The sequence below is a fragment of the Pseudomonas sp. LSJ-87 genome, assembly GCF_032971465.1.
In the GTDB taxonomy this organism is placed as follows: Bacteria; Pseudomonadota; Gammaproteobacteria; order Pseudomonadales; family Pseudomonadaceae; genus Aquipseudomonas; species Aquipseudomonas putida_Z.
In genome coordinates this window covers 176,037-200,229 of record NZ_JAWJYQ010000004.1, presented here as the reverse complement: position 1 = coordinate 200,229, position 24,193 = coordinate 176,037, and the positions used below count along the sequence as shown (strand labels likewise).

At 64.3% G+C, this 24,193-nt stretch carries 24 protein-coding genes; all 24 read right to left on the bottom strand.

Annotation, left to right across the window (positions count from 1 at the left end; genetic code table 11):
• Positions 1–11: 11 nt before the first annotated feature.
• The 24 genes from RYH74_RS05990 to fliF all read right to left on the bottom strand — a co-directional run bounded on the left by RYH74_RS05990 (position 12) and on the right by fliF (position 24,189).
• Positions 12–2,240 (bottom strand): chemotaxis protein CheA, encoded by a 2,229-nt coding sequence (locus RYH74_RS05990; protein ID WP_075045917.1) that lies wholly within the window; start codon positions 2,238–2,240, stop codon positions 12–14.
• A 12-nt stretch (positions 2,241–2,252) separates the two neighbouring features.
• Positions 2,253–3,041: a protein phosphatase CheZ gene (locus RYH74_RS05985; RefSeq protein WP_015271204.1), complete on the bottom strand. Its 789-nt coding sequence runs from the start codon at positions 3,039–3,041 to the stop codon at positions 2,253–2,255.
• Between the two features lie 20 nt (positions 3,042–3,061).
• Complete coding sequence (locus tag RYH74_RS05980) at positions 3,062–3,436, bottom strand: chemotaxis response regulator CheY (RefSeq protein ID WP_161551427.1); 375 nt, start codon at positions 3,434–3,436, stop codon at positions 3,062–3,064.
• A gap of 103 nt (positions 3,437–3,539) precedes the next feature.
• Entirely contained in the window at positions 3,540–4,280 is a 741-nt protein-coding gene (gene fliA / locus RYH74_RS05975; protein ID WP_013973585.1) for an RNA polymerase sigma factor FliA, read from the bottom strand.
• Entirely contained in the window at positions 4,277–5,110 is an 834-nt protein-coding gene (fleN, locus tag RYH74_RS05970; RefSeq protein WP_003254408.1) for a flagellar synthesis regulator FleN, read from the bottom strand. Before fleN ends, fliA begins: the two co-directional genes overlap by 4 nt.
• Positions 5,111–5,203: 93 nt before the next feature.
• Entirely contained in the window at positions 5,204–6,511 is a 1,308-nt protein-coding gene (gene flhF / locus RYH74_RS05965) for a flagellar biosynthesis protein FlhF (protein ID WP_085614525.1), read from the bottom strand.
• 11 nt (positions 6,512–6,522) lie between these two features.
• Positions 6,523–8,652: a flagellar biosynthesis protein FlhA gene (gene flhA, locus RYH74_RS05960; protein ID WP_013973588.1), complete on the bottom strand. Its 2,130-nt coding sequence runs from the start codon at positions 8,650–8,652 to the stop codon at positions 6,523–6,525.
• Positions 8,653–9,068: 416 nt separating this feature from the next.
• On the bottom strand, positions 9,069–10,211 hold the full coding sequence (gene flhB / locus RYH74_RS05955) for a flagellar biosynthesis protein FlhB (RefSeq protein WP_015271208.1): 1,143 nt from the start codon (positions 10,209–10,211) through the stop codon (positions 9,069–9,071).
• A 2-nt stretch (positions 10,212–10,213) separates the two neighbouring features.
• Positions 10,214–10,990, bottom strand: coding sequence for a flagellar biosynthetic protein FliR (gene fliR, locus RYH74_RS05950; protein ID WP_075045921.1), 777 nt, complete (start codon positions 10,988–10,990; stop codon positions 10,214–10,216).
• A 7-nt stretch (positions 10,991–10,997) separates the two neighbouring features.
• Positions 10,998–11,267, bottom strand: a complete 270-nt coding sequence (fliQ, locus tag RYH74_RS05945; protein WP_075045922.1) for a flagellar biosynthesis protein FliQ — start codon at positions 11,265–11,267, stop codon at positions 10,998–11,000.
• A 21-nt stretch (positions 11,268–11,288) separates the two neighbouring features.
• Positions 11,289–12,044 carry a flagellar type III secretion system pore protein FliP gene (fliP, locus tag RYH74_RS05940; RefSeq protein ID WP_003257293.1) on the bottom strand — a complete coding sequence of 252 codons (756 nt, stop codon included), beginning with the start codon at positions 12,042–12,044 and terminating at the stop codon, positions 11,289–11,291.
• Complete coding sequence (gene fliO / locus RYH74_RS05935) at positions 12,044–12,478, bottom strand: flagellar biosynthetic protein FliO (protein WP_075047027.1); 435 nt, start codon at positions 12,476–12,478, stop codon at positions 12,044–12,046. Before fliO ends, fliP begins: the two co-directional genes overlap by 1 nt.
• Positions 12,479–12,490: 12 nt before the next feature.
• Positions 12,491–12,961 (bottom strand): flagellar motor switch protein FliN, encoded by a 471-nt coding sequence (gene fliN, locus RYH74_RS05930; protein WP_317409095.1) that lies wholly within the window; start codon positions 12,959–12,961, stop codon positions 12,491–12,493.
• A 46-nt stretch (positions 12,962–13,007) separates the two neighbouring features.
• A complete protein-coding gene (fliM, locus tag RYH74_RS05925; protein ID WP_013973595.1) occupies positions 13,008–13,976 on the bottom strand; it encodes a flagellar motor switch protein FliM in 969 nt (322 codons plus the stop codon).
• Positions 13,977–13,985: 9 nt separating this feature from the next.
• Positions 13,986–14,483, bottom strand: a complete 498-nt coding sequence (gene fliL, locus RYH74_RS05920) for a flagellar basal body-associated protein FliL (protein ID WP_025340078.1) — start codon at positions 14,481–14,483, stop codon at positions 13,986–13,988.
• Between the two features lie 218 nt (positions 14,484–14,701).
• Entirely contained in the window at positions 14,702–15,970 is a 1,269-nt protein-coding gene (locus tag RYH74_RS05915) for a flagellar hook-length control protein FliK (protein ID WP_317409094.1), read from the bottom strand.
• Positions 15,971–16,042: 72 nt separating this feature from the next.
• Positions 16,043–16,390, bottom strand: coding sequence for an Hpt domain-containing protein (locus tag RYH74_RS05910; RefSeq protein ID WP_025340080.1), 348 nt, complete (start codon positions 16,388–16,390; stop codon positions 16,043–16,045).
• 48 nt (positions 16,391–16,438) lie between these two features.
• The gene (locus tag RYH74_RS05905; RefSeq protein ID WP_286100295.1) at positions 16,439–18,130 is read right to left on the bottom strand and encodes a fused response regulator/phosphatase; all 1,692 of its coding nucleotides are present in this window, start codon (positions 18,128–18,130) and stop codon (positions 16,439–16,441) included.
• A gap of 8 nt (positions 18,131–18,138) precedes the next feature.
• The gene (locus RYH74_RS05900; protein WP_013973600.1) at positions 18,139–18,444 is read right to left on the bottom strand and encodes an STAS domain-containing protein; all 306 of its coding nucleotides are present in this window, start codon (positions 18,442–18,444) and stop codon (positions 18,139–18,141) included.
• 191 nt (positions 18,445–18,635) lie between these two features.
• Entirely contained in the window at positions 18,636–19,088 is a 453-nt protein-coding gene (gene fliJ / locus RYH74_RS05895; RefSeq protein ID WP_085663987.1) for a flagellar export protein FliJ, read from the bottom strand.
• A gap of 6 nt (positions 19,089–19,094) precedes the next feature.
• Entirely contained in the window at positions 19,095–20,453 is a 1,359-nt protein-coding gene (gene fliI, locus RYH74_RS05890; RefSeq protein WP_061551804.1) for a flagellar protein export ATPase FliI, read from the bottom strand.
• The gene (gene fliH, locus RYH74_RS05885) at positions 20,443–21,237 is read right to left on the bottom strand and encodes a flagellar assembly protein FliH (RefSeq protein WP_085614533.1); all 795 of its coding nucleotides are present in this window, start codon (positions 21,235–21,237) and stop codon (positions 20,443–20,445) included. Before fliH ends, fliI begins: the two co-directional genes overlap by 11 nt.
• Before the next feature lie 161 nt (positions 21,238–21,398).
• Positions 21,399–22,418, bottom strand: coding sequence for a flagellar motor switch protein FliG (fliG, locus tag RYH74_RS05880; RefSeq protein WP_003257289.1), 1,020 nt, complete (start codon positions 22,416–22,418; stop codon positions 21,399–21,401).
• On the bottom strand, positions 22,411–24,189 hold the full coding sequence (gene fliF / locus RYH74_RS05875; RefSeq protein ID WP_025340086.1) for a flagellar basal-body MS-ring/collar protein FliF: 1,779 nt from the start codon (positions 24,187–24,189) through the stop codon (positions 22,411–22,413). Before fliF ends, fliG begins: the two co-directional genes overlap by 8 nt.
• Positions 24,190–24,193 lie beyond the last annotated feature (4 nt).

The following is a 24,193-nucleotide window of genomic DNA, read 5'->3' as shown; positions in this document are numbered from 1 at the left end:
CGCCACCGAAATCAAATACGCCGCGCGGCGTAACGCTTGAGCATGCTCGGGACGTCGAGAATCAACGCGATGCGACCGTCGCCGGTGATGGTGGCCCCGGACATGCCCGGGGTACCCTGCAGCATCTTGCCCAGCGGCTTGATTACCACTTCTTCCTGGCCAACCAGTTGATCGACGACAAAGCCGATGCGCTGGGTGCCGACCGACAGGATCACCACGTGGCCCTCGTGCTGCTCTTCGTGCACCTGGCCCTGGACCAGCCAGCGCTTGAGGTAGAACAGCGGCAGCGCCTTGTCGCGCACGATCACCACTTCCTGACCGTCGACCACGTTGGTGCGCGACAGGTCGAGGTGGAAGATCTCGTTGACGTTGACCAGCGGGAAGGCGAACGCCTGGTTGCCCAGCATCACCATCAGGGTGGGCATGATCGCCAGGGTCAGCGGCACCTTGATGACGATCTTCGAGCCCTGGCCCTTGGCCGAGAAGATGTTGATCGAGCCGTTGAGCTGGGAGATCTTGGTCTTCACCACGTCCATGCCCACACCGCGGCCGGACACGTCGGAAATCTCGGTCTTGGTCGAGAAGCCCGGGGCGAAGATCAGGTTGTAGCAGTCCGACTCGCTCAGGCGATCGGCGGCATCCTTGTCCATCAAGCCCTTTTCCACGGCCTTGGCGCGCAGGATGTTGGGGTCCATGCCCTTGCCGTCGTCAGAGATCGACAGCAGGATGTGGTCGCCTTCCTGCTCGGCCGACAGCACCACGCGGCCGGTGCGCGCCTTGCCGGAGGCTTCACGCTCTTCGGGCATTTCCACGCCATGATCGACAGCGTTGCGCACCAGGTGCACCAACGGGTCGGCCAGGGCCTCGACCAGGTTCTTGTCGAGGTCGGTCTCTTCGCCGACCAGCTCCAGGTTGATCTCTTTCTTGAGCTGGCGGGCCAGGTCGCGCACCAGGCGCGGGAAGCGGCCGAAGACTTTCTTGATCGGCTGCATGCGGGTTTTCATCACCGCGGTCTGCAGGTCGGCGGTGACCACGTCGAGGTTGGACACAGCCTTGGACATGGCCTCGTCGCCGCTGTTCAGGCCCAGGCGCACCAGGCGGTTACGCACCAGCACCAGTTCGCCGACCATGTTCATGATCTCGTCCAGGCGCGCGGTATCGACCCGCACGGTGGTTTCCGCTTCGCTGGCGCCATGCTTCTCGGCAGCCGGCGCCGGGGCGCGGGGTGCTGCGGCAGGTTTGCTGGCAGGTGCCGGTGCCGGCGCAGCAACTGCGGCTGGCTTGGCCACGGGCTGGCTGTCGGCCTTGGCCGCGACCGGCGCTTGCACCTTGGCCGCAGCCGGGGCTTCGACGGCGGCAACGTCGCCACCGAACTTGCCCTTGCCGTGCAACTGGTCCAGCAGCGCCTCGAACTCGTGCTCGCTGATTTCGTCGCTGGCTGCGCTGGTGTCGGTTGCGACAGGCGTCGGCGCCTTGGCAGCGGGCAAGGCATCGGCCTGGAAGGTGCCCTTGCCATGCAACTGGTCCAGCAGCGATTCGAACTCGGCGTCGGTAATTTCGTCGCTGGCCGCTTCCGGCGCGCTGGCAACCGGCTGCGCGGCAACCTCGGCGCTGAACTGGCCTTTGCCGTGCAACTGGTCGAGCAGCGACTCGAACTCGGCGTCGCTGATTTCGTCACCCTCACCGCTGACGGTCTCGCCCTGCATCTGCTCGTCGGCCGCAGCTTGTGCCTTGACCGCATCGAGCGAATCGAGCAGCTGCTCGAACTCGCTGTCAGTGATGTCCTGCTCCTCGGCAGGCGCTTCGGCAACCGGTGCCGCAGCGGCAGGCACTTCAACGGCTTCGGCGCCACCCGGCTCGGCCAGGCGCGACAGCGCCGCCAGCAGCTCGGGGGTGGCCGCGGTCACTTCGGTGCGCTCGCGCACCTGGCCAAACATGCTGTTGACCGTGTCCAGTGCCTCGAGCACCACATCCATCAGTTCCGCGTCGACCCGGCGCTCACCTTTGCGCAGGACGTCGAACACGTTCTCGGCGATATGGCAGCACTCCACCAGCTCGTTCAGCTGAAGGAAGCCGGCGCCCCCTTTTACAGTGTGGAAACCGCGAAAGATCGCATTGAGCAGGTCGGCATCGTCGGGCCGGCTTTCCAGCTCGACCAGTTGCTCGGACAGTTGCTCAAGAATTTCGCCGGCTTCTACCAGGAAATCCTGGAGGATTTCTTCATCGGCGCCGAAGCTCATCAAACGTGCTCCTTAAAAACCCAGGCTGGACAGCAAATCATCGACATCGTCCTGACCGGACACGACGTCTTCACGCTTATCGGCATGAATCTGCGGACCTTCACCCCGAGTCGGATGTTTTTCTCGATCTTTTTCTGCGCGCAGTTGATCGTGGTCATGCTGGATGCCCGCAAAGCGGTCGACCTGGCTGGCCATCAACACCAGTTTGAGCAGGTTGCTTTCCACCTCGGTGACCAACGTGGTGACGCGCTTGATCACCTGGCCGGTCAGGTCCTGATAGTCCTGGGCCAGCAGAATGTCGTTGAGGTGGCCGGCGACCTTGCGGTTACCTTCGGCGCTGTGCGTCAGGAAACTGTCGACGCGCTTGACCAGGTCACGGAACTCCGGCGCAGCCACTTCGCGGCGCATGAAACGCTGCCAGTCGGTGCTCAGGGCCTGGGCCTCGCTGGCCAGGTCATTGAGCACCGGGGTGCTTTCCTCGACCAGGTCCATGGTGCGGTTGGCCGCGCCCTCGGTGAGCCTGACCACGTACGACAGGCGCTCGGTGGCGTCGGTTATCTGCGACACCTCCTCGGCCTGCGGCATGGTCGGGTCGATCTGGAAACTGACGATGGCACTGTGCAGCTCGCGGGTCAGCTTGCCGACTTCCTGGTACAGGCCGCGGTCGCGGGTCTGGTTCAGCTCGTGAATCAGCTGCACCGCCTCGCCGAAACGGCCCCGCTCCAGGCTTTCGACCAGCTCCTGGGCATGCTTCTTCAGGGTCGATTCGAACTCGCCCAAAGACGTTTGTGATGAATCCATGGCGCGCCCCCTGACGTGACTCAGCCGTTGACGCGTTCGAAGATCTTCTCGATCTTTTCTTTGAGCACCTGGGCGGTGAACGGCTTGACCACGTAGCCATTGACGCCAGCCTGGGCCGCTTCGATGATCTGGTCGCGCTTGGCTTCGGCGGTCACCATCAGCACCGGCATGGTTTTCAGGCGATCGTGGGCACGCACCTTGCGCAGCAGGTCGATGCCGGACATGCCAGGCATGTTCCAGTCGGTCACCAGGAAGTCGTAGTGGCCGTTCTCCAGCATCGGCAGCGCCGTGGTGCCGTCGTCGGCTTCTTCGGTGTTGGTGAAGCCCAGGTCACGCAACAGGTTCTTGATGATCCGCCGCATCGTCGAAAAGTCGTCAACGATGAGGATTTTCATGTCTTTGTTCAAGTAGACCTCCAAGCAGTCTCAAACGCGCTCGGCCCCGAGCGCGCATTCACAATTCGGTACAACGTAGAAAACGACTGCAACGACAGCGGGCTCAACGCGCCCGCCATTCCCCCAGGCGGCTGCGCAGGCGCGCGGCACACTGGCTGTGCAACTGGCTGACCCGCGACTCGCTGACCCCCAGCACCTCACCGATTTCCTTGAGGTTCAGCTCTTCGTCGTAGTACAGCGCCAGCACCAGGCGCTCACGCTCCGGCAGGTTGGCGATGGCCTCGGTCAGGGCGACCTGGAAGCGCTCGTCCTCCAGACCACGCGCAGGTTCTACCTGGCCACTGGCGCCATCCTCATGCAGCCCTTCGTGCTCGCCGTCCTGCAACAGGTCGTCGAAGCTGAACAGGCGGCTGCCCAGGGTATCGTTCAAGATCCCGTAGTAATCATCGAGACTCAATTGGAGTTCGGCAGCAACTTCATGATCTTTAGCGTCACGGCCGGTTCTGGCTTCAACCGCACGCATCGCGTCGCTGACCATGCGGGTGTTGCGGTGCACCGAACGCGGTGCCCAGTCGCCCTTGCGCACTTCGTCCAGCATGGCCCCGCGAATGCGGATGCCGGCGTAGGTTTCGAAGCTGGCGCCCTTGCTGGCGTCGTACTTGTTGGCCACTTCCAGCAGGCCGATCATGCCGGCCTGAATCAGGTCCTCGACCTGCACGTTGGCCGGCAGCCGCGCCAGCAGGTGGTAGGCGATGCGCTTGACCAACGGGGCGTAGCGCTCGATCAGCTCGTACTGCGCGTCTTTCGACGCCCGGCTGTACATCTTGAAACCGCTGGCGTTCATAGCACAGGTCCCGCGCTGGTGGGCTGCACCAGACGCTCGACAAAGAACTCCAGATGGCCGCGCGGGTTGGCCGGCAGCGGCCAGCTATCGACCTTCTGGGCAATCGCCTTGAAGGCCAGCGCGCATTTGGAGCGTGGGAAGGCTTCGTACACGGCACGCTGCTTCTGCACCGCCTTGCGCACGCACTCGTCATACGGCACGGCGCCCACGTACTGCAGGGCAACGTCGAGGAAGCGGTCGGTGACCTTGGTCAGCTTGGCGAACAGGTTGCGGCCTTCCTGCGGGCTCTGCGCCATGTTGGCCAGCACCCGGAAACGGTTCATGCCGTAGTCGCGGTTGAGCAGCTTGATCAGGGCGTAAGCATCGGTGATCGAGGTGGGTTCGTCGCATACCACCAGCAGCACTTCCTGGGCGGCACGTACGAAGCTGACCACCGAATCACCGATACCGGCCGCAGTGTCGATCACCAGCACGTCGAGGTTGTCGCCGATTTCGCTGAACGCCTGGATCAGCCCGGCATGCTGGGCCGGGGCCAGGTGCACCATGCTCTGCGTGCCCGAGGCAGCCGGCACGATGCGCACACCACCGGGGCCCTGCAACATCACGTCGCGCAGCTCGCAGCGCCCTTCGATGACATCGGCCAGGGTCCGCTTGGGGGTAAGGCCCAGCAGCACATCGACATTGGCCAGGCCCAGGTCGGCGTCGAGCAGCATGACCCTGCGGCCAAGCTCGGCCAGCGCCAGGGACAGGTTCACTGAAACGTTAGTCTTGCCGACGCCACCTTTGCCACCGGTCACGGCGATCACCTGTACGGGATGCATGCTACCCATGTCTGTTCTTTACCTTGTCTCGCTGGGACTCAGGCCACACGTAGGGCAATTCTGCGTACCCCTTGGCATAGCTACCTTGCACACATTTCATCATCAACCCGCTCGCCGTGGGTTGTGATAGAGATCAGCGAACATGTCGGCCATGGCCTCTTCGCTGGGCTCGTCCTGCTGCTGCACATTGACCGCGCGGGAGACCAACTGGTGCCCCCGTGGCAGGTGCAGGTCGTCAGGAATGCGCGGCCCGTCGGTCAGGTAGGCCACTGGCAAATCATGACTGATGGCAAGGCTCAGCACGTCGCCAAGGCTCGCCGTTTCATCGAGTTTGGTCAGGATGCAACCGGCCAGGCCGCAGCGCTTGTAGCTGTGGTAGGCGGCGGTCAGCACCTGCTTCTGGCTGGTGGTGGCCAGCACCAGGTAGTTCTTCGCGGCAATGCCACGCCCGGCCAGGGTGTCCAGTTGCATGCGCAGGGCCGGGTCGCTGGCCTGCAGGCCGGCGGTATCGATCAGCACCACGCGCTTGCGCAGCAGCGGCTCCAGCGCCGCGGCCAGCGACTGACCCGGGTCGACGTAGGTCACCGGCACGTTGAGGATGCGGCCCAGGGTCTTGAGCTGCTCCTGGGCGCCGATGCGGAAGCTGTCCATGCTCACCAGCGCCAGGTTCTGCGCGCCGTACTTGAGCACGTAGCGGGCGGCCAGCTTGGCCAGGGTGGTGGTCTTGCCCATGCCGGCCGGGCCGACCATGGCGATCACCCCGCCCTCTTCGATCGGCTCGACCTCGGGGATTTCAATCATCCGCGCCAGGTGCGCCAGCAACATGCGCCAGGCCTGGCGTGGCTCGTCGATCTCGGCAGTCAGGTCCAGCAGCTCACGGGCGATCGGCCCGGACAGGCCGATGCGTTGCAGCCGGCGCCAGACGGTGGCCTGCTGCGGCTTGCTGCCCTGCAGCTGGTTCCAGGCCAGCGAGCCGAGCTGCACTTCCAGCAGCTCGCGCAGGCCCGACAGCTCGGAGCGCATGGCATCGAACAGGCGCGGGTCGACCGGCGCCGACGCAGGCGCTGCAGCAGCCTCGGGCGCATCGACGTGCGGTTCGATCAACGGCTCGGCAGCGGTCAGCGACTGCCCGGCGAACAATTGGCGGTTGTTGTCGCTGCTGTCCTGGCGGTGGCCCAGCTCGGCCTGGGCAGTGGCGATGCGCGTATGGGTCTTGCGCAGCTCTTCTTCCAGTTCGGCGTTGGGCACACGCGGGGCCAGGGCGGACAGCTTGTAGTCCAGCGCGGCCGTCAGCTCGACACCGCCGGCGATGCGACGGTTGCCGATGATGGCGGCATCGGCGCCCAGCTCATCACGGACCAGCTTCATGGCCTGACGCATATCGGCGGCGAAAAATCGCTTAACTTGCATTATCCCCTACCTCAGCCGTTAGGGCCCACGGTGGCAACGATGGTGACTTGCTTGTTGTCCGGTATTTCCTGATACGCCAGAACATGCAAATTCGGTACAGCCAGGCGACCGAAACGCGACAGCATGGCGCGGATCGGGCCGGCGACCAGGAGGATGGCCGGCTGGCCCTGCATTTCCTGGCGTTGGGCCGCCTCGATCAGCGAACGCTGCAGCTTCTCGGCCATGCTCGGCTCCAGAAGAACACCGTCTTCCTGACCTTGCCCGGCCCTTTGCAGACTATTGAGCAAAATCTGTTCCAACCTTGGCTCCAGGGTAATCACTGGCAGCTCCGACTCAACGCCGACAATGCTTTGCACGATGGCGCGACACAATCCGACGCGCACTGCCGCCACCAGCGCGGCGGTATCTTGACTCTTGCCGGCGTTGTTCGCGATCGCCTCGGCGATACTGCGAATATCGCGCACTGGCACTTGTTCAGACAACAGCGCTTGCAGCACCTTGAGCAGGCCCGACAAGGAAATGACACCCGGCACCAGCTCTTCTGCAAGTTTAGGCGATGCCTTGGCCAACACCTGCAGCAGTTGCTGGACCTCTTCATGGCCGATCAGCTCGTGGCAATGCTTCTGCAGGATCTGGTTCAGGTGGGTGGCCACCACGGTGCTGGCGTCGACCACGGTGTAGCCCAGCGACTGCGCCTGGGAGCGCTGGCCGACATCGATCCACACGGCTTCAAGGCCAAACGCCGGGTCGCGCGCGGCAATGCCGTTGAGGGTGCCGAACACCTGCCCCGGGTTGATTGCCAGTTCACGGTCCGGGTAGATCTCGGCCTCGGCCAGGATCACCCCCATCAGGGTCAGGCGATACGCGCTGGGCTGCAGGTCGAGGTTGTCGCGGATGTGCACGGTGGGCATGAGGAAGCCCAGGTCTTGCGACAGCTTCTTGCGCACGCCCTTGATCCGCGCGAGCAATTGGCCACCCTGGTTGCGATCGACCAACGGGATCAACCGGTAGCCGACCTCCAGGCCAATCATGTCGATCGGCGTGACGTCGTCCCAGCCCAGCTCCTTGGTTTCCAGCGCACGCTGTGGCGAGGGCAGCAGGTCCTGCTGGCGCTGCGCCTCCTGCAGCGCCTGCGCCTTGGCCTTCTGCTGCTTCTTCCACACCAGGTAGGCGCCACCACCGGCCAGCAGGCCGAGGCTTAGGAAGGCCACGTGCGGCATGCCCGGCACCAGGCCCATGACGATCATCAGCGCGCCGGACACCGCCAGGGCCTTGGGCGAATCGAACATCTGCCGGTTGATCAGCTTGCCCATGTCCTCGGAGCCCGAAGCACGGGTAACCATGATCGCGGCAGCGGTGGACAGCAACAGTGATGGCAATTGCGCCACCAAACCGTCACCGATGGTCAGCAAGGCGTACACCTTGCCGGCATCGCCAAAGCTCATGCCGTGCTGCAGCATGCCGATCAGCATGCCGCCGATCAGGTTGATGAACAGGATCAGCAGGCCGGCGATGGCGTCACCGCGGACGAACTTGCTGGCACCGTCCATCGAACCGTAGAACTCGGCTTCCTGCGCCACTTCGGCACGACGGTGCTTGGCCTGGGCCTGGTCGATCAGGCCGGCGTTGAGGTCGGCGTCGATGGCCATCTGCTTGCCGGGCATGGCGTCGAGGGTGAAACGCGCGCTCACTTCCGAGATACGCCCGGCGCCCTTGGTCACCACCACGAAGTTGATGATCATGAGGATGGCGAACACCACGGCACCGACCACGTAGTTACCGCCGATCACCACCTCGCCGAAGGCCTGGATCACCTTGCCGGCGGCGCCGTGGCCCTCCTGGCCATGCAGCATCACCACCCGGGTGGAAGCCACGTTCAGGGCCAGGCGCAACAGCGTGGCCACCAGCAGGATGGTGGGGAATGCGGCGAAGTCGAGCGGGCGCAGGGCGTAGACGCAGACCAGCAGGACCACGATCGACAGGGCGATGTTGAAAGTGAAGAACACGTCGAGCAGGAACGGCGGTATCGGCAACATCATCATTGCCAACATCACCAGCAGCAACAGCGGCACACCCAGGTTGCCCCGGCCGAGCCCGGCCAGGTTGTTACGGGCGTTGCTGATTAACTGAGTGCGATCCACCGCGAGTCCTCTTGATGCAAAACTTTGACGCACAGGGCGCGCCTGGCGCTGGCTTTGCAAGAAGCCTTCCAACTTTGCTCGACGGGGGATTTATGTTGCCTGTTCCGGCCTCTTCGCGGGTGAACCCGCTCCCACAGGTGCGGCGTCGCCCTCGAGGAGCATGAGGTCCCTGTGGGAGCGGGCGTGCCCGCGAAAGGGCCAGACGCCCTGACACAAGGTCAACTGTCGCGGCGCAGGCGACTGGCGCTAGCTTGACAAGAAGCCTTCCAACTTTGCTCGACGGGGGATTTATGTTGCCTGTTCCGGCCTCTTCGCGGGCACGCCCGCTCCCACAGGGACCGCACAGCCTTCAAGGCCCGCACAGGACCTGTGGGAGCGGGTTCACCCGCGAAAGGGCCAGAAGCCCTGACACAAGGTCAACTGTCGCGGCGCAGGTCCGGAGGAATCGGCAGGTCGTCCTTCAGCGGCTCTGGCCGCTTGCCCTTGCCTGCCCGGTACTGGCGGATCTGGAACACATAGGCCAGCACCTGCGCCACCGCCAGGTAAAGCCCGGCAGGGATTTCCTGCTCGAGTTCGGTGGAGTAGTAGATCGCCCGCGCCAACGCCGGCGATTCGAGGATCTGGACCTTGTGCTCCACGCCGATCTCGCGAATCTTCAAGGCAATGAAATCCGTCCCCTTGGCCAGCAGCAACGGCGCCGCCCCGCCTTTCTCCGGGTCGTATTGCAAGGCCACCGCATAATGCGTCGGGTTGGTGATGATCACGTCGGCTTCGGGCACAGCCGCCATCATGCGCCGCTGCGAAGCCTCACGCTGCAGCTGGCGAATACGCTGCTTGACCTCGGGCTTGCCTTCGCTGTCCTTGTACTCGTCCTTGATTTCCTGCTTGGTCATCTTCAGCTTGTTGTGCGTCTGCCACAGCTGGAACGGCACGTCCGCCGCCGCAATCAACAGCAGCCCGGCCGACATCCACAACGCACTCCAGCCCACCACCTGCAGGCTATGGATAATCGCCTGCTCCAACGGCTCATTGGCGATGGCGAGCAGCGCCTGGCGGTCGTTGACCAGCACCACTACTGCCACGACCAGAATCACGAAAAACTTGGCGAGTGCTTTCAATAGCTCGGTCAGGGCGTTCATCGAGAACATGCGCTTGATCCCCGACAAGGGATTCATGCGGCTGAATTTCGGCTGCAACAGGCTGCCGGAAAACAGGAAACCGCCCAGGACAATCGGCGCGACAAACGAAATCACGAACAACAGGATCAAGATCGGCTGCACCGCCCAGATTGCCATCTTGCCCGAGGCCAACAGGAAGGCACCCATGGCCCGCTCATCGACGATGAAGTCGCGGGTCAGGCTGAAGTTCATGCGCATGATCGCCAGCAGTGTCTCGGCCAGGTGGCCGCCGAACGCCAGCAGGCCACCGGCGCCGGCCAAGGTCACCGCCACCGTGTTCAGCTCCTTGGAACGCGCGATCTCGCCTTTCTCGCGGGCATCGCGCTTGCGCTTGTCAGTGGGTTCCTCTGTCTTGTCCTGACCGCTTTCGCTTTCCGCCATGCTCAGCGCGCCCTTGCCAGATCACGCAGCCATTGCAGCGCTTCGCTGGCCAATGCCTGGTAATGGGAAAGTATGTCGGCCAGGCCGACCCAGAAAATGAGCATGCCCATGACCAGGGTCAGCGGAAAACCGATGGAGAAAATGTTCAGCTGCGGCGCGGCACGCGTCATTACGCCAAAGGCGATGTTCACCACCAGCAGCGCGGCGATAGCCGGCAGGATCAGCAACAGGCCGGCACCGAACACCCAACCCAGGCGCCCCGCCAGCTCCCAGAACTGATTGACCACCAGCGCATTGCCCACCGGCAAGGTGGTGAAGCTTTCGGTCAGCACCTCGAATGCCACCAGATGGCCGTTCATCAGCAGGAACAGCACGCTCACCAGCATGGTCATGAACTGGCTGATCACCGTGACGTTGACGCCGTTGGCCGGGTCGACCATCGATGCGAAGGCCATGCCCATCTGCACCGCGACGATCTGGCCAGCGATGACGAAAGCCTGGAACAACAACTGCAGCGACAACCCGAACAACGCCCCGACGATGACCTGCTCGGCACACAGCAGCAGGCCGCGCAGGCTCAGCGGATCGAACTCGGGCAAGGGCGGCAGGGCCGGGACGATCACCACGGTGATAGCCACCGCCACGTACAGGCGCACCCGCGCCGGCAGCATGCGGGTGCCGAAGATCGGCATGGTCATCAATACTGCCGTCACCCGGAACAACGGCAGGATGAAGGTGGCGACCCAGGTGCCGATCTGCGTGTCGGTCAGCTCCAGCATCGGCGCGTCAACCGATCAGCTGCGGGATGTTGGTGTACAGACTGGTGATGTACTCCATGAACTTCTGCACCAGCCACGGCCCGGCGACGATCAGCGTGACCAGCATCACCAGCAGGCGTGGCAGGAAGCTCAGGGTCTGTTCGTTGATCTGCGTGGCGGCCTGGAACATGGCCACCACCAGGCCCACCAGCAGACTGGGCACCACCAGTATGGCGACCATCAGGGTGGTCAGCCACAAGGCATCACGGAACAGGTCGACAGCGACTTCAGGTGTCATCGGCGGCTCTCCTTGACGGCGTCAGACGCCGCCGAAACTGCTGGCCAAGGTGCCCATGATCAGCGCCCAGCCATCGACCAGCACGAACAGCATGATCTTGAACGGCAGCGAGATGATCAGCGGCGACAGCATCATCATACCCATGGCCATCAGCACGCTGGCTACCACCATGTCGATGATCAGGAACGGGATGAAGATCATGAAACCGATCTGGAACGCGGTCTTCAGCTCGGAGGTGACGAACGCCGGCACCAGGATCGTCAGCGGCACCTGGTCCGGGCCGGCGATGTCGGTACGCTTGGACAGGCGCATGAACAGGTCGAGATCGCTTTGCCGGGTTTGTGCCAGCATGAAGTCCTTGAGCGGCCCCTGGGCCTTGTCGATGGCCTGCTGGGCAGTCATCTGCTCCTTCAGGTACGGCTGCAGTGCGTCCTGGTTCACCCGGTCGAACACCGGCGCCATGATGAACATGGTCAGGAACAGCGCCATGCCGGTCAGCAGCTGGTTCGACGGCGTCTGCTGCAGGCCCAGGGCCTGACGCAGGATCGAGAACACGATGATGATGCGGGTGAAGCTGGTCATCAGAATGACGAACGCCGGGATGAAGCTGAGCGCCGTCATGATCAGCAGAATCTGCAGGCTGACCGAATACTCCTGCTGCCCGTCCGCGGTATTGGACAGGGTAATGGCCGGGATCGACAGCGGGTCGGCCCCCAGGGCCAGCGGCGCAGCCAGCAGCAGCGCCAGAGTCAACAACACACGCAGCGCGCCACTCATCACTTCTTGTCCTTAGGGTCCTTGCCCATCAGCTCCATCAGCCGCTGGGCAAACTCCGGCGTCGCCTGGCGGGCGCTTTCCGGCACTTCCACGGGTTCGGCCAGCACATGCAGGGCCTCGATGCTGCCAGGGGTATGGCCGATCAGGATCTGCTCCTTGCCCACCTGCACCAGCAGCAGGCGGTCACGCGGGCCGATGGCCCGGCTGCCGACGATCTCGATCACCTGCCCGCCCTTTACCGCCGTGCTTTGCATGCGCCGCAGCAACCAGGCCAGGAAGAAGATCAGGCCGACCACCAGCAGCAGGCCGAAGACCATCTGCGCCAGCTGCCCACCGAGGCTGCCAGGCGCGGTTGCCGGGGTTGCCGCCGGTGTGGCCGCGGCCAGGCAAGCCTGGCTGGCGAGCAGCGCGGCGAGCGCCGCGATGGCGCGCATCGTGCCCTTCACTCAGCGCAGCTTCTTGATACGTTCGCTGGGGCTGATCACGTCGGTCAGGCGGATGCCGAACTTCTCGTTGACCACCACCACCTCGCCATGGGCAATCAGCGTGCCGTTGACCAGCACGTCGAGCGGCTCGCCGGCCAGGCGGTCGAGTTCGATCACCGAGCCCTGGTTGAGCTGCAGCAGGTTGCGGATGTTGATCTCGGTACTGCCCACTTCCATGGAAATGTTCACCGGGATATCCAGGATCACGTCCAGGTTAGGGCCTTCGAGGCTGACGTTTTCGTTCGGCTTCGGCGAGCTGGCGAACTCCTCCATCGGCAGGCGGCCCGCGCCGCCGGCGCTGCTACCGGTGTCACCACCCAGCAGTGCATCGATATCGGCCTGGCCGGCTGCACCGGTTTCTTCCAGTGCCGCAGCCCATTCATCGGCCAGTGCCTGGTCCTCTGCGGAGGTGATCTCGTTTTCGTTAGCCATGGTTTCCTCGACAGGCATTCAATTTGTTATGAGCGACCGGCACGCGTCAGCGGCGTTCGATCGGGTCGATGATCTGCAGCGCCAGGTTGCCCTTGTGCGAACCCAGGCGCGCCTTGAACGACGGCACGCCGTTGGCGCGCAGCACCAGGTGCTCGGGCAGCTCCACCGGGATCACGTCGCCAGGCTGCATGTGCAGGATGTCGCGCAGCTTCAGCTGGCGCCGGGCTACGGTGGCGGTCAGCGGCACGGCCACGTCCAGCACGTCCTCGCGCAGGGCCTTGACCCAGCGCTCGTCCTGGTCGTCCAGGTCGGACTGGAAACCGGCGTCGAGCATTTCCCGCACCGGCTCGATCATCGAGTACGGCATGGTCACGTGCAGGTCGCCGCCTCCGCCGTCCAGCTCGATGTGGAAGGTGGACACCACCACCGCCTCGCTGGGGCCGACAATGTTGGCCATGGCCGGGTTTACCTCGGAGTTCATGTACTCGAAGGTGACCGGCATGATTGCCTGCCAGGCTTCCTTGAGGTCGACGAAGCACTGGTCCAGCACCATGCGCACCACGCGCAACTCGGTGGGGGTGAACTCGCGGCCTTCGATCTTGGCGTGGCGGCCATCGCCGCCGAAGAAGTTGTCCACCAGCTTGAACACCAGCTTGGCGTCGAGGATGAACAGCGAGGTACCGCGCAGCGGCTTGATCTTGACCAGGTTGAGGCTGGTCGGCACATACAGCGAGTGCACGTATTCGCCGAATTTCATCACCTGCACGCCGCCCACTGCCACGTCGGCGGAGCGGCGCAGCAGGTTGAACATGCTGATACGGGTGTAACGGGCGAAACGCTCGTTGATCATTTCCAGGGTCGGCATGCGACCCCGCACGATACGGTCCTGACTGGTCAGGTCGTAGCTTTTGATGCTGCCAGGCTCGGATGCACTCTCGGTCTGCACCAGCCCGTCGTCGACGCCATGCAACAGGGCATCGATTTCATCCTGGGACAGCAGGTCCTGTACGGCCATTGCGGACTCCTACTGCAATACGAAATTGGTGAACAGCAACTGGTCGACGACCGGCTTGCCGACTTCCTTCTGCGCCACTTCCTGAACCACTGCGGTGGCCTTCTGGCGCAGCATCTCCTGCCCCACCGGGCTGCCGGCCAGGGTGTCGAAGCCTTGCCCGGAGAACATCATCACCAGGTTGTTGCGGATCACCGGCATGTGCACCTTGAGGGCGTCCAGGTCAGCCTGGCTGCGCGCTTGCAGGGTGATGCTCACCTGCATGTAGCGCTGGCGGCCGTTCTGGTTGAAGTTGACCACGAAGGCCGGGGCCAGCGCTTCGTAGATAGCCGCTGGCTTGACGTTGCTGGCTGCAGGATCGGCGGCCGGGGCCGGCTCGCTCTTGTGCATGATGAACCAGGTAGCGCCCACCGAAAGGCCGATCGCCAGCAACAGGCCCACTACCGCCAGCAGGATCAGCTTGAGTTTGCCTTTAGTGGCGGGGTCTTTGACTGCTTCGCTCTTCGCCATGCCAATAATCCGTCGTCCATCGGGGGTTCAAGGGAGGATGGCTTGGCTTGAGCAAGTGTTATGCCAGATTTCGCAGAAGGGAGATTTCAGCAGGAACGACTGTGCTGGCTTCTTCGCGGGTGAACCCGCTCCCACAGGACCTCCACAGGCTTCGAAGCCTGCACTGTACTTGTGGGAGCGGGTTTACCCGCGAAGAGGCCAGTACAGGCAATCGGGATCTACGCGTAGTAATCGACCGCACTGTCGCCAACAACCACCTGCTGCTCCACAGGCCGGGCGCTATCGACTGCCTCTGCCCCGCCCTGCTCGGCCCGGCGCGCCGCCACCCCGGACAGGTTGCTGCCCTGCGCCTGCCCCTGCTGCTGTTGTTGCTGCCCACGCGACTGGTCGGCCACGTTGACATCCGGCTGTGCCAGCCCCTGCTGGGCAAACAGCTCGCGCAGGCGGTGCACCTGGCTGTCGAGGGCGTCCCGCACGCCGGCGTGGCCGCTGATGAAGGTGACCTGGGTCGACTGGTCCTTCGCAACATTGACGCGAATGTCCAGGCGGCCCAGTTCCGCCGGTTCCAGCTGGATATCCGCCGATTTGAGGTTCTGGCTGGACAGGTACATGACCCGGTTGACCAGGCCTTCGGCCCAGGCGTTCTGGTTCATCGGCAGCGGTTGGTGCAATGGGCTGGCATTGGCCGGCACGGCATTGGCGGTCTTGGCCGTGGCGGCCTGGGTCAGGTTGGCCAGGCGGTTGGCGAAATCGTCTACGCGTGTATCGCTGCCAGCGCTCTTGGTGTCTTTCAGGCCATCTTCGAGCATGCCAGCAAAGGCCTTGTCGCCAGGCTCGCCCGTTTCACCCTCGGCATTCTCGACCAGATTCGCCAAGGTATTGACGGCCATCTGCCCCTCTTCGCCCTGAGCCTGCGAAGGGTCCAGGGCATGCGCCGAGGTCGCTCCCTTGGCCTGGGCGCTTTGTTCCAGTGCCAGGCGCAGGGTAGGAAGGTTGGCCAAAGGGTCGGAGTCAGGGTCGAAGGCTTCCTCGGCGGCCGGCTCCTCGGGCAGCTCGGCGGTGACCTGCGCCTGCGCCGCGGCGGCCTGCAACACCGGCGCCACCGCCTCGGCCTGGGCCTGGATCAGTTGTGCGCCAGGCTGGGCGTCGGTGACCTGGCCGGCAACCAGGCTGGCATCGCGCAAGCCGGTGTCGGCCTGGGCCTGGTCGTCGGCTGGCAATTGTTTGCCGTCATCGGCAACCGCGGGTTTGTCGGCAGCGGCTTTCTTGCCGCCCTGCGCCGCCTCGGGCTTGTCCTTGGGCTTGGCCTGGGCGACCTTGTCGTCCTGCCCGGCGGCCTTTTCGCGGCCCTGCCGGGCCATCACCTGGCCGAAGCCGTCGCCCTTGTCGCCCGGCGCCTGCAGCGGCTTGTCGGCCTGTGCGGTGGCCGAACGCGAGGTGTTGGCGATGGCGTTGCCTTGCAACAATGGGTTGGGTGCGACAGGCATCGAGCGGTCTCCGCGCCAGAAACAAAAAAATCATCCAGCCAGAGACAGGCAAGACTCGCGCCAAGTCGTGTTTCAACCCGCCGAAATGCGCTGCTGCTCACCTCGGTAGAAGCGCTGCACCTCGACGAACTCCAGGTCGATGCGGTTGATCAGGTCCTCGATGCCATACAGCGGGGGCCGCCGCGCGCGCTCCTCCAGCTGCTGGCACAGGCTGGCCAACGCAACCGCGCCCATGTTGCTGCTGCTGCCCTTGAAACTGTGGGCTGCGGAACCGAGCTCTTCGGCACTTTTGGCCGCGTGCAGCTGGCCCAGGCGCCGTTCGGAGTCGTCGAGAAAGGTTTGCACCAACTGCAGGTAGCCATCTTCCATGACCTCACGCAGGTCGCTGAGTACCTTGTGGTCAATATGCATGTCAGTCACTTGTTCACTCCTTGATCAAGCCAGATTATGCCCGAGCCAACCCGTGGCTCACCAGACGAACTCCACATGCGCGCAGCGCCCGCCCTCACTCCAGTGCGCGCTGCTGGCCAGCCGCCGCACCAGGTTCAGGCCTCGCCCGCTCAGCCCCTGCTCCAGCGAGGGCCGCGACAGCACCCGTTGCACATCGAACCCGGCACCACTGTCACGAACCTCGATCATCAGACGCCCGCCGTCGGCTTGCGGTTCAACCTTGAAATCGATGCGCACGTAACCGTCGGTCAGTACCCCAAGGCGCCGGGCGCGTTCCTGATAATAGTCGGCAAAGCCCTGTACATCGCGCTTGAGCTGCGAGTCCAGGCCCAGCACGCCATGCTCCAGGGCATTGGAATACAGCTCGCTGAGCACGCTGTGCAGGTTGCCGGTACGCGCGCGCAGGCCATGAATCTCCTGCAACAACTGCACCAGGTACGGCACCGGGTTGAAGCGCTTCAGGCTCTGGCCACGCACCTCGAACCCCAGCGTCCAGTCCAGCGGGCTGGAGCGGCCGCTATCAGAGTAGATCATCGGCGCCGGCACCCGCTCCTCGGCGCTGAACATACGAATGTCGCACAAGCTGATGTCATCGCGCGGGCGCCCGCCAAAGCGCTCCAGGGCCTGCATCACTTCGTCGAACAACCGCACCGGGTCCCGGTTGTCGGCCAGCACCCTGCGCAGGCGCTGCACACCAAACAGGCGTTCCTGGTCGTCGGCAGTGTCCAGCACGCCGTCCGACAGCAGCAGCAGGCGCTCGCCCGGCGCCAGCGGCAACACTTCGGTACTGTCATCGAAACGCTCGGCGTCCAGGATGCCCAGCGGCAGGTGTCGCGAAGTCAGCGCCGACAACACCTGGCCATCCACTGCCAGGCGATAGCCATCAGGCATGCCGCCGTTCCACACTTCCACCGAACCGCGCTGCATGCTGAGGTTGAGCAGCAGCGCACAACAGAACATGTCCACCGGCAGGATACGTTTGAGCTTGGCATTCATCTCGCGCAGGATCTGCGCCATGCCGTAGCCCTTGGCAGTCATGCCGTAGAACACTTCGGCCAGCGGCATGGCGCCTACCGCCGCCGGCAGGCCGTGGCCGGTGAAATCGCCGAGCAGCACGCGCATGTCGCCGGACGGGGTGAACGCGGCCAGCATCAGGTCGCCATTGAACAGCGCATAGGGCGATTGCAGGTAGCGGATGTTGGGCGCGGCCAGGCAGCCGGAGTGGGCCACCTTGTCGAACACCGCCTTGGCCACCCGCTGCTCGTTGAGCAGGTGGTGGTGGTGCCGGGCAATCTGGTCGCGCTGCTCCAGCACGGTGCCCTGCAGCCGGCGCAGGCGGTCCATGGCGCGGATCTTGGCGCCGAGGATCACCGCACTGTAGGGCTTGGCCATGAAGTCGTCGCCCCCGGCCTCCAGGCAGCGCACCAGGCCTTCCTCCTCGTTCAATGACGTCAGGAAAATGATCGGCACCAGCGCTTCGCCGGCCAGCGCCTTGATCTGCCGCGCCGCCTCGAAGCCATCCATCACCGGCATCAGCGCATCCAGCAGCACCAGTTGCGGGCGCCGCTCGACGAACAGCGCCACCGCCTGCTCGCCGTTTTCCGCGGTGAATACCTGATGGCCCTGACGGCGCACGATCTGCGCCAGCAGCAGGCGGTCGGCGGCACCGTCTTCGGCGACCAGCACGGTCAACGCCTGTTCGGCCGGCATGTCGGCGCTCAACTGATATCGAAGAGTTTTTCGAAATTGGAGATGGCGAGGATCTTGCGCACGTCGGAGCTGGCATGCACCACACGCACATCCGACTCATCGCCGCCCGCATGGTCACGCAGCAACAGCAGCATGCCGAGCGCGGAACTGTCGAGGTAGGTGGTGTCCTTCAGGTCGACGACCACCGAATCTGGCCGGCTGGGCTGGCGTTCGTAGGCGTCACGAAATTCCTGGTGCTTGCCGAAATCGAAGCGCCCCTTGATCTTTATCGTCAGCTTTTTCCCGTCCTGCGAAAAATCAGTCTCGACTGCCATGCTAGCGATTCCTTCGATGATGGCGGATGCAACTCCTTAAAGGTTTAGCAGGCGATGCCGGGGGTGGCAAGCATGTGGGCTGCCTGTCCCGGCCTCTTCGCGGGTAAACCCGCTCCCACAGGATCTCCACGAATTCGAATCCTGCGCCGCACCTGTGGGAGCGGGTTCACCCGCGAAGAGGCCAGTACAGGCTACAGGTGATTCTGCCGCGGCAGGCGTTGTGACAGCTCGTCGAGCAAGCGCTGCTCGCGCTTGTCTTCGGCCCGCCGGGCTTCGTCCAGGTAGCGCTGCACCAGCTTGCGCAAGCCTTCTACCCGGGCATAGGCCTGCTGCCAGGTGCCGCGGGCGTTGTTGAGGTTGTTCTGGTGCCAGACCAGGCTCTGGCGCTGCTGGGTCATGGCCGTTTCCAGTTGCCCGAGGAAGCGCTGGTAATTGACCAGCCAGCTACCGTTTACACCCTGCCCGCCACGGTTGATCCACTGCAGTTGGTAGTCTTCGCGAAACCGTTCGAGCTCGGCCAGCTTGGCCTGTGCCGTGGCCACCTGCTGCTGGAACTGCCCAAGGCGCTGGGCCGCCTGGCGCTCGGCCTCTTCGGCCATGTCCACCACCGGCGCCAGGCGCGCGGCACGTCCGGGCAGTGCCATGGCCTATCAACCGCCCGCCGGGGGCGCAAAGATCGCCCCCAACTGTTCGCGGCTTTGCGCCATGCCCACGCTCTCGCGCAGGCCCTGGCGCAAAAACTCCACCAGCTTCGATTGCAGCGCAATGGCCAGGTCGGTTTCCGGGTCGCCACCCGCCACATAGGCACCCACACTGATCAGGTCGCGGCTTTGCGACAGGCGCGACCACAACTGCTTGAACTTTTGCGCCTGGCGCAAATGGTCGGCATCGACCACCTGGGGCATGACCCGGCTGATCGAGGCTTCGATGTCGATGGCCGGGTAATGGCCTTCCTCGGCCAGCCGCCGCGACAGCACGAAGTGGCCATCGAGCACACCGCGCGCCGCGTCGGCAATCGGGTCCTGCTGGTCGTCACCCTCGGACAACACGGTATAGAACGCGGTGATCGAACCACCACCTGGCTCGCCGTTGCCGGCCCGCTCCACCAGCTTGGGCAGCTTGGCGAACACCGATGGCGGGTAACCCCGGGTGGCCGGCGGCTCGCCGATGGCCAGGGCGATTTCACGCTGAGCCTGGGCGAAACGGGTCAGCGAGTCCATCAGCAACAGCACGTTCTTGCCCTTGTCGCGGAAGTACTCGGCAATACGTGTGCAGTACATGGCGGCCCGCAGGCGCATCAGCGGCGCATCGTCGGCGGGCGAAGCGACCACCACCGAGCGCTTGAGGCCTTCCTCACCAAGGATATGCTCGATGAATTCCTTGACCTCGCGGCCCCGCTCGCCGATCAGGCCGACGACGATGATCTCGGCTTCGGTGAAGCGGGTCATCATGCCCAGCAACACCGACTTGCCCACGCCGGTACCGGCGAACAGGCCCAGGCGCTGGCCGCGACCGACGGTGAGCAGGCCATTGATGCTGCGAATGCCCACATCCAGCGGCTTGCTGATGGGGTCGCGGTTCAACGGGTTGATCACCGGGCCGTCCATCGGCACCCAGTCCTCGGCCTTCATCCCGCCCTTGCCATCCAGCGCGCGACCGGCGCCGTCGAGCACCCGGCCGAGCATGCTCATGCCCATGGGCAGGCGGCCGCTGTCATCCAGCGGCACCACCCGGGCGCCGGGGGCGATGCCGACAATGCTGCCGACCGGCATGAGGAATACCTTGGACCCGGCAAAGCCCATGACTTCGGCCTCCACCTGCACCGGGTGGTAGCTGTCGTCGTTGATTACCAGGCAGCGGCTGCCGACTGCAGCGCGCAGGCCTTCGGCTTCCAGGGTGAGGCCGACCATGCGCAGCAGGCGGCCTTCGACGATGGGTTGGGCCGGCAACTCGATGGCCTCGGCGTAACTGCCCAGGCGCTTGCCGAAACTGGTGCGCTCAAGTTGCATCCGGGCTACCCACGGCGCGCTCTGGCAGGCTGTCCAGGTCTACCGACATGTCCGGCGCTGCCGGGTGCAGCGAATGATCGTGCAACTGGTCGAACAGTTGTGCCACGGCTTTCTCGATGCGGGTTTCCATGGTCGCGTCGATGCGACTATGCGCGGTCTCGATACGGCAGCCGCCTGGCAGCAGTGCGCTGTCCTCGAGCAGCCGCCAGCTTTCCTCATGGCGCTCGCGCAGGGCCTTGGCCAGCTCGAAATCCTGCGGGTTGAGGTGGATGCGGATATTGTCCGCGCCCATGGGCAGCAGCTTGAGCGCTTCGCGCAGTACCTGGGTGATCTGGCTGGAATCGCCCCGCAGTTCGCGACCGATCACCTGGCGGGTCATGTGAGCCACCAGGTGGACCAGGGTTTTCTCGATCTGCGTGTCCTGCTCGGCGATCGGCTCCATCAGGTTGGTCATCAGCCGGTCGAGGCTCTCCAACTTGGTCTTCAGGGCCTCTTCGGCTTCCTGGCGGACCTTGAGCTGGGTGCTATGGAAGCCCTCGCGCTCACCGGTGGCGAAGCCTTCGTTGTAGGCCTCCTGGCGGATGGCCTCGAGTTCTTCCAGGGTCAGTGGCTGGACTTCTTCCAGCGGCACCTCCTCGACTTCTTCCTCGATTACCTCGGGTTCCGGCGCCGGTTCGGGCTCAGGCTCCGGTTCCGGGTCGAAGCTGGGCAGCGCCCATACATCCACGCCCTCTAGGTCGCGGGCGCGGATCAGGTCGCTGGGGTGATGTTCTTTGGTGGGCATGCTGTCATGTTCTCAAACCATGTTCAGCCGACACGGTCCCTGTGGGAGCGGGTTTACCCGCGAATGCGTCGGCAGCGACAACCTCTATCGCCAGGTCCGACGCCTTCGCGGGTAAACCCGCTCCCACAAGGGGTGGCGTCGGCCTTCAGATCGCAAATACCTTAGATCATTTCCTCGGCACCCTTGCCGCCGAGCACGATCTCGCCGGCCTCGGCCATGCGGCGGGCGATGGTGAGGATTTCCTTCTGCGCCGTTTCCACGTCGCTGACCCGCACCGGCCCCTTGGCCTCCAGATCGTCGCGCAACAGCTCCGAGGCACGCTTGGACATGTTCTTGAAGATCTTGTCCTTGACCCGCTCGTCGGCGCCCTTGAGCGACACCACCAGCACATCGGACGAGACCTCGCGCAGCAGCGCCTGGATGCCTCGGTCGTCGACGTCGGCCAGGTTGTTGAAGACGAACATCAGGTCTTCGATCTGCTCCGACAGGTCGCTGTCGATCTCGCGGATCGCGTCCATCAGTGCACCTTCCACCGAGCTGTCGAGGAAGTTCATGATGTCGGCGGCGCGCTTGATGCCGCCCAAGGTGGTACGCGCCGCGTTGGAGTTGCCTGAGAACTGCTTCTCGAGGATCTGGTTCAGCTCCTTCAGCGCCGCCGGCTGCACGGTGTTCAGCGACGACACGCGCAGGACGATGTCCAGGCGCACCTTGTGGTCGAAGTTGCTCAGCACTTCGCCGGCCTGGTCGGGGTCGAGGTAGGCAACCACGATGGCCTGGATCTGCGGGTGCTCGTAGCGGATCACGTCGGCAACGGCGCGCGGCTCCATCCACTTCAGGCTGTCCAGGCCGCTGGTGTTGCCACCGAGCAGGATGCGGTCGACCAGGCCGTTGGCCTTGTCCTCGCCCAGGGCCTGGTTGAGCATCTTGCGGATATAGGCATCGGAGCCCACGCCCAGGCTGGTCTGGTCGCCGACGATTTCGACGAACTCGCTCATCACCTGCTCGACCTGTTCACGGTGCACATTGCCCATCTGCGCCATGGCCACACCCACCCGCTGCACTTCCTTGGGCCCCATGTGCCGCAGCACCTGGGCGGCATCGGTCTCGCCCAGCGATAGCAGGAGGATCGCCGCCTTGTCGACGCGGCTCAGCTTGGCGGTAACGGCTCGGTTATCACTCATCGGCGTTGATCCACTCTTTCACGACCTGGGCAACGCGGCCCGGGTCTTCGGCCACCAGGCCTTTGATTGCGTTGAGCTGTGCCTCGTAACCCTCGTTCGGGCTAGGCAGCAGAATGCTTGTCGGGCCACCCAGACTGACGCGGTCGTTGGCCAGTTCGCCATCCAGACCCATCATGCCGCCCAGCTCCATGTCGCTATCCGGGGCAGCCTGCTTGCCGCCCCCTGTAATGTTGTTCAGCACCGGGCGCAGCACACCGAACACCAGCACCAGGATGAACACCACGCCCAGCACTTGCTTGACGATGTCCCAGAACCACGGCTGCTGGTAGAAGGCGATGTCGGTGATCTCTTCGCCGCGGTCGGCGGCGAACGGCACGTTGATCACCGTCACACTGTCGCCACGGCTGGCATCGAAGCCGACCGCGTCCTGCACCAGGCGAGTGAAGCGTGCCAGGTCCTCGGCGCCCCATGGCGCACGGGTGGCGTCGCCGGTGGCCGGGTCGATCTTGACCTGGTCGTCCACCACCACCGCCACCGACAGGCGGGTCATGCGCCCCTGCTGCTGGCGGGTGTGGCTGATGGAACGGTCCAGCTCGAAGTTCTTGGTGCTTTGCTGACGCTTGTCCGACGGGTACGGCGCGAGCATCGGCTGGCCGGTGGCCGGGTCCATGATCTGCTGGCCGTTGGCATCCACCAGCGGCTGGCCAGGCTGGATGGCCGCGGCCGGGGTAGCGGCACCACCGGTGGTCTGCGGTGCCGAGGCCGGGCCTGGCGGCTGGTTGCTCAGCGCACCGGGCACACCTTGCGGGCCCTGGCTGCTGGCACGTTGTTCATCGACCGACTGCTCGCTGCGCAGCGCGGGCTGGTCTGGGTTGAACTGCTCGGAGGTGGACTCGACCGCACTGAAGTCCAGGTCGGCGGACACTTCGGCCTTGTAGCGGTCATTGCCCAGCACCGGCTGCAGGATGTTGTGCACCCGCTGGGTGAGCATGCTTTCCACCCGGCGGCTGTAGTCGAACTGTTTGCCTGCCTGGGTCAGGGCGGTGTCCTGGATCTGCTCGGACAGCAGGTTGCCCTTCTGGTCGACCACGGTGACCTGGGACTTGTCCAGTTCCGGCACGCTGGTAGCAACCAGGTTGACGATGGCCATCACCTGCCCGGCTTCCAGGGCACGACCCGGGTACAGCTCGACCAGTACCGAGGCGCTGGGCTTGCGTTCGTCACGCACGAACACCGAGCTTTTCGGGATGGCCAGGTGCACGCGCGCGCCCTTGACGTTGTTCAGGCTGGACACGGTACGCGCCAGCTCGCCTTCCAGGCTGCGACGGTAACGGGTGGCTTCCATGAACTGGCTGGTGCCCAGGCCCTGCTCCTTGTCGAGCAACTCGAAGCCGACGTTGCCATCGCTTGGTGCCACGCCGGCGGCCGCCAGTTTCAGGCGCGCACGGGAGAGGTCGTCGGCCTTGACCAGCAGAGCACCGGAATTGGGCTCGACGTTGTAGGGGATGTCGGCGGCGGCCAGGGTATCCATGACCTGCTTGGTGTCCATGCCCGCCAGGCTGCCGTACAGCGGACGGTAATCGGGTTGTTGCGACCACAGCACCACGGCAAAGCCGATCGCCACGCTGGCGGCCAGGCCGACCAGAAGGCCGATCTGACGCAGCATGGGCATCTGCGCGATGTTTTCCAGAAACGCCATGCCGAACAGCGGCGGCTTGGCCGCGGGCGGGCCGCTTTTGGCAGGGGGGTTGTCGACGACTGCTTCAGCCATGGTT

Excerpts from the sequence above, each read along its gene's own strand:
- RYH74_RS05905 (WP_286100295.1), bottom strand. The coding sequence starts at position 18,130 with ATGCCGGCCGAACAGGCGTTGACCGTGCTGGTCGCCGAAGACGGTGCC.
- flhF (WP_085614525.1), bottom strand. The coding sequence starts at position 6,511 with ATGCAAGTTAAGCGATTTTTCGCCGCCGATATGCGTCAGGCCATGAAG.
- flhB (WP_015271208.1), bottom strand. The coding sequence starts at position 10,211 with ATGGCGGAAAGCGAAAGCGGTCAGGACAAGACAGAGGAACCCACTGAC.
- RYH74_RS05990 (WP_075045917.1), bottom strand. The coding sequence starts at position 2,240 with ATGAGCTTCGGCGCCGATGAAGAAATCCTCCAGGATTTCCTGGTAGAA.
- fliH (WP_085614533.1), bottom strand. The coding sequence starts at position 21,237 with ATGCCCACCAAAGAACATCACCCCAGCGACCTGATCCGCGCCCGCGAC.
- fliJ (WP_085663987.1), bottom strand. The coding sequence starts at position 19,088 with ATGGCACTGCCCGGACGTGCCGCGCGCCTGGCGCCGGTGGTGGACATG.
- fliQ (WP_075045922.1), bottom strand. The coding sequence starts at position 11,267 with ATGACACCTGAAGTCGCTGTCGACCTGTTCCGTGATGCCTTGTGGCTG.
- RYH74_RS05915 (WP_317409094.1), bottom strand. The coding sequence starts at position 15,970 with ATGCCTGTCGCACCCAACCCATTGTTGCAAGGCAACGCCATCGCCAAC.
- RYH74_RS05900 (WP_013973600.1), bottom strand. The coding sequence starts at position 18,444 with ATGGCAGTCGAGACTGATTTTTCGCAGGACGGGAAAAAGCTGACGATA.
- RYH74_RS05980 (WP_161551427.1), bottom strand. The coding sequence starts at position 3,436 with ATGAAAATCCTCATCGTTGACGACTTTTCGACGATGCGGCGGATCATC.
- fliN (WP_317409095.1), bottom strand. The coding sequence starts at position 12,961 with ATGGCTAACGAAAACGAGATCACCTCCGCAGAGGACCAGGCACTGGCC.
- fliF (WP_025340086.1), bottom strand. The coding sequence starts at position 24,189 with ATGGCTGAAGCAGTCGTCGACAACCCCCCTGCCAAAAGCGGCCCGCCC.
- fleN (WP_003254408.1), bottom strand. The coding sequence starts at position 5,110 with ATGGGTAGCATGCATCCCGTACAGGTGATCGCCGTGACCGGTGGCAAA.
- fliG (WP_003257289.1), bottom strand. The coding sequence starts at position 22,418 with ATGAGTGATAACCGAGCCGTTACCGCCAAGCTGAGCCGCGTCGACAAG.
- fliP (WP_003257293.1), bottom strand. The coding sequence starts at position 12,044 with ATGAGTGGCGCGCTGCGTGTGTTGTTGACTCTGGCGCTGCTGCTGGCT.
- fliA (WP_013973585.1), bottom strand. The coding sequence starts at position 4,280 with ATGAACGCCAGCGGTTTCAAGATGTACAGCCGGGCGTCGAAAGACGCG.
- fliL (WP_025340078.1), bottom strand. The coding sequence starts at position 14,483 with ATGGCGAAGAGCGAAGCAGTCAAAGACCCCGCCACTAAAGGCAAACTC.
- fliM (WP_013973595.1), bottom strand. The coding sequence starts at position 13,976 with ATGGCCGTACAGGACCTGCTGTCCCAGGATGAAATCGATGCCCTGTTG.
- fliR (WP_075045921.1), bottom strand. The coding sequence starts at position 10,990 with ATGCTGGAGCTGACCGACACGCAGATCGGCACCTGGGTCGCCACCTTC.
- fliO (WP_075047027.1), bottom strand. The coding sequence starts at position 12,478 with ATGCGCGCCATCGCGGCGCTCGCCGCGCTGCTCGCCAGCCAGGCTTGC.
- RYH74_RS05985 (WP_015271204.1), bottom strand. The coding sequence starts at position 3,041 with ATGGATTCATCACAAACGTCTTTGGGCGAGTTCGAATCGACCCTGAAG.
- fliI (WP_061551804.1), bottom strand. The coding sequence starts at position 20,453 with ATGCAACTTGAGCGCACCAGTTTCGGCAAGCGCCTGGGCAGTTACGCC.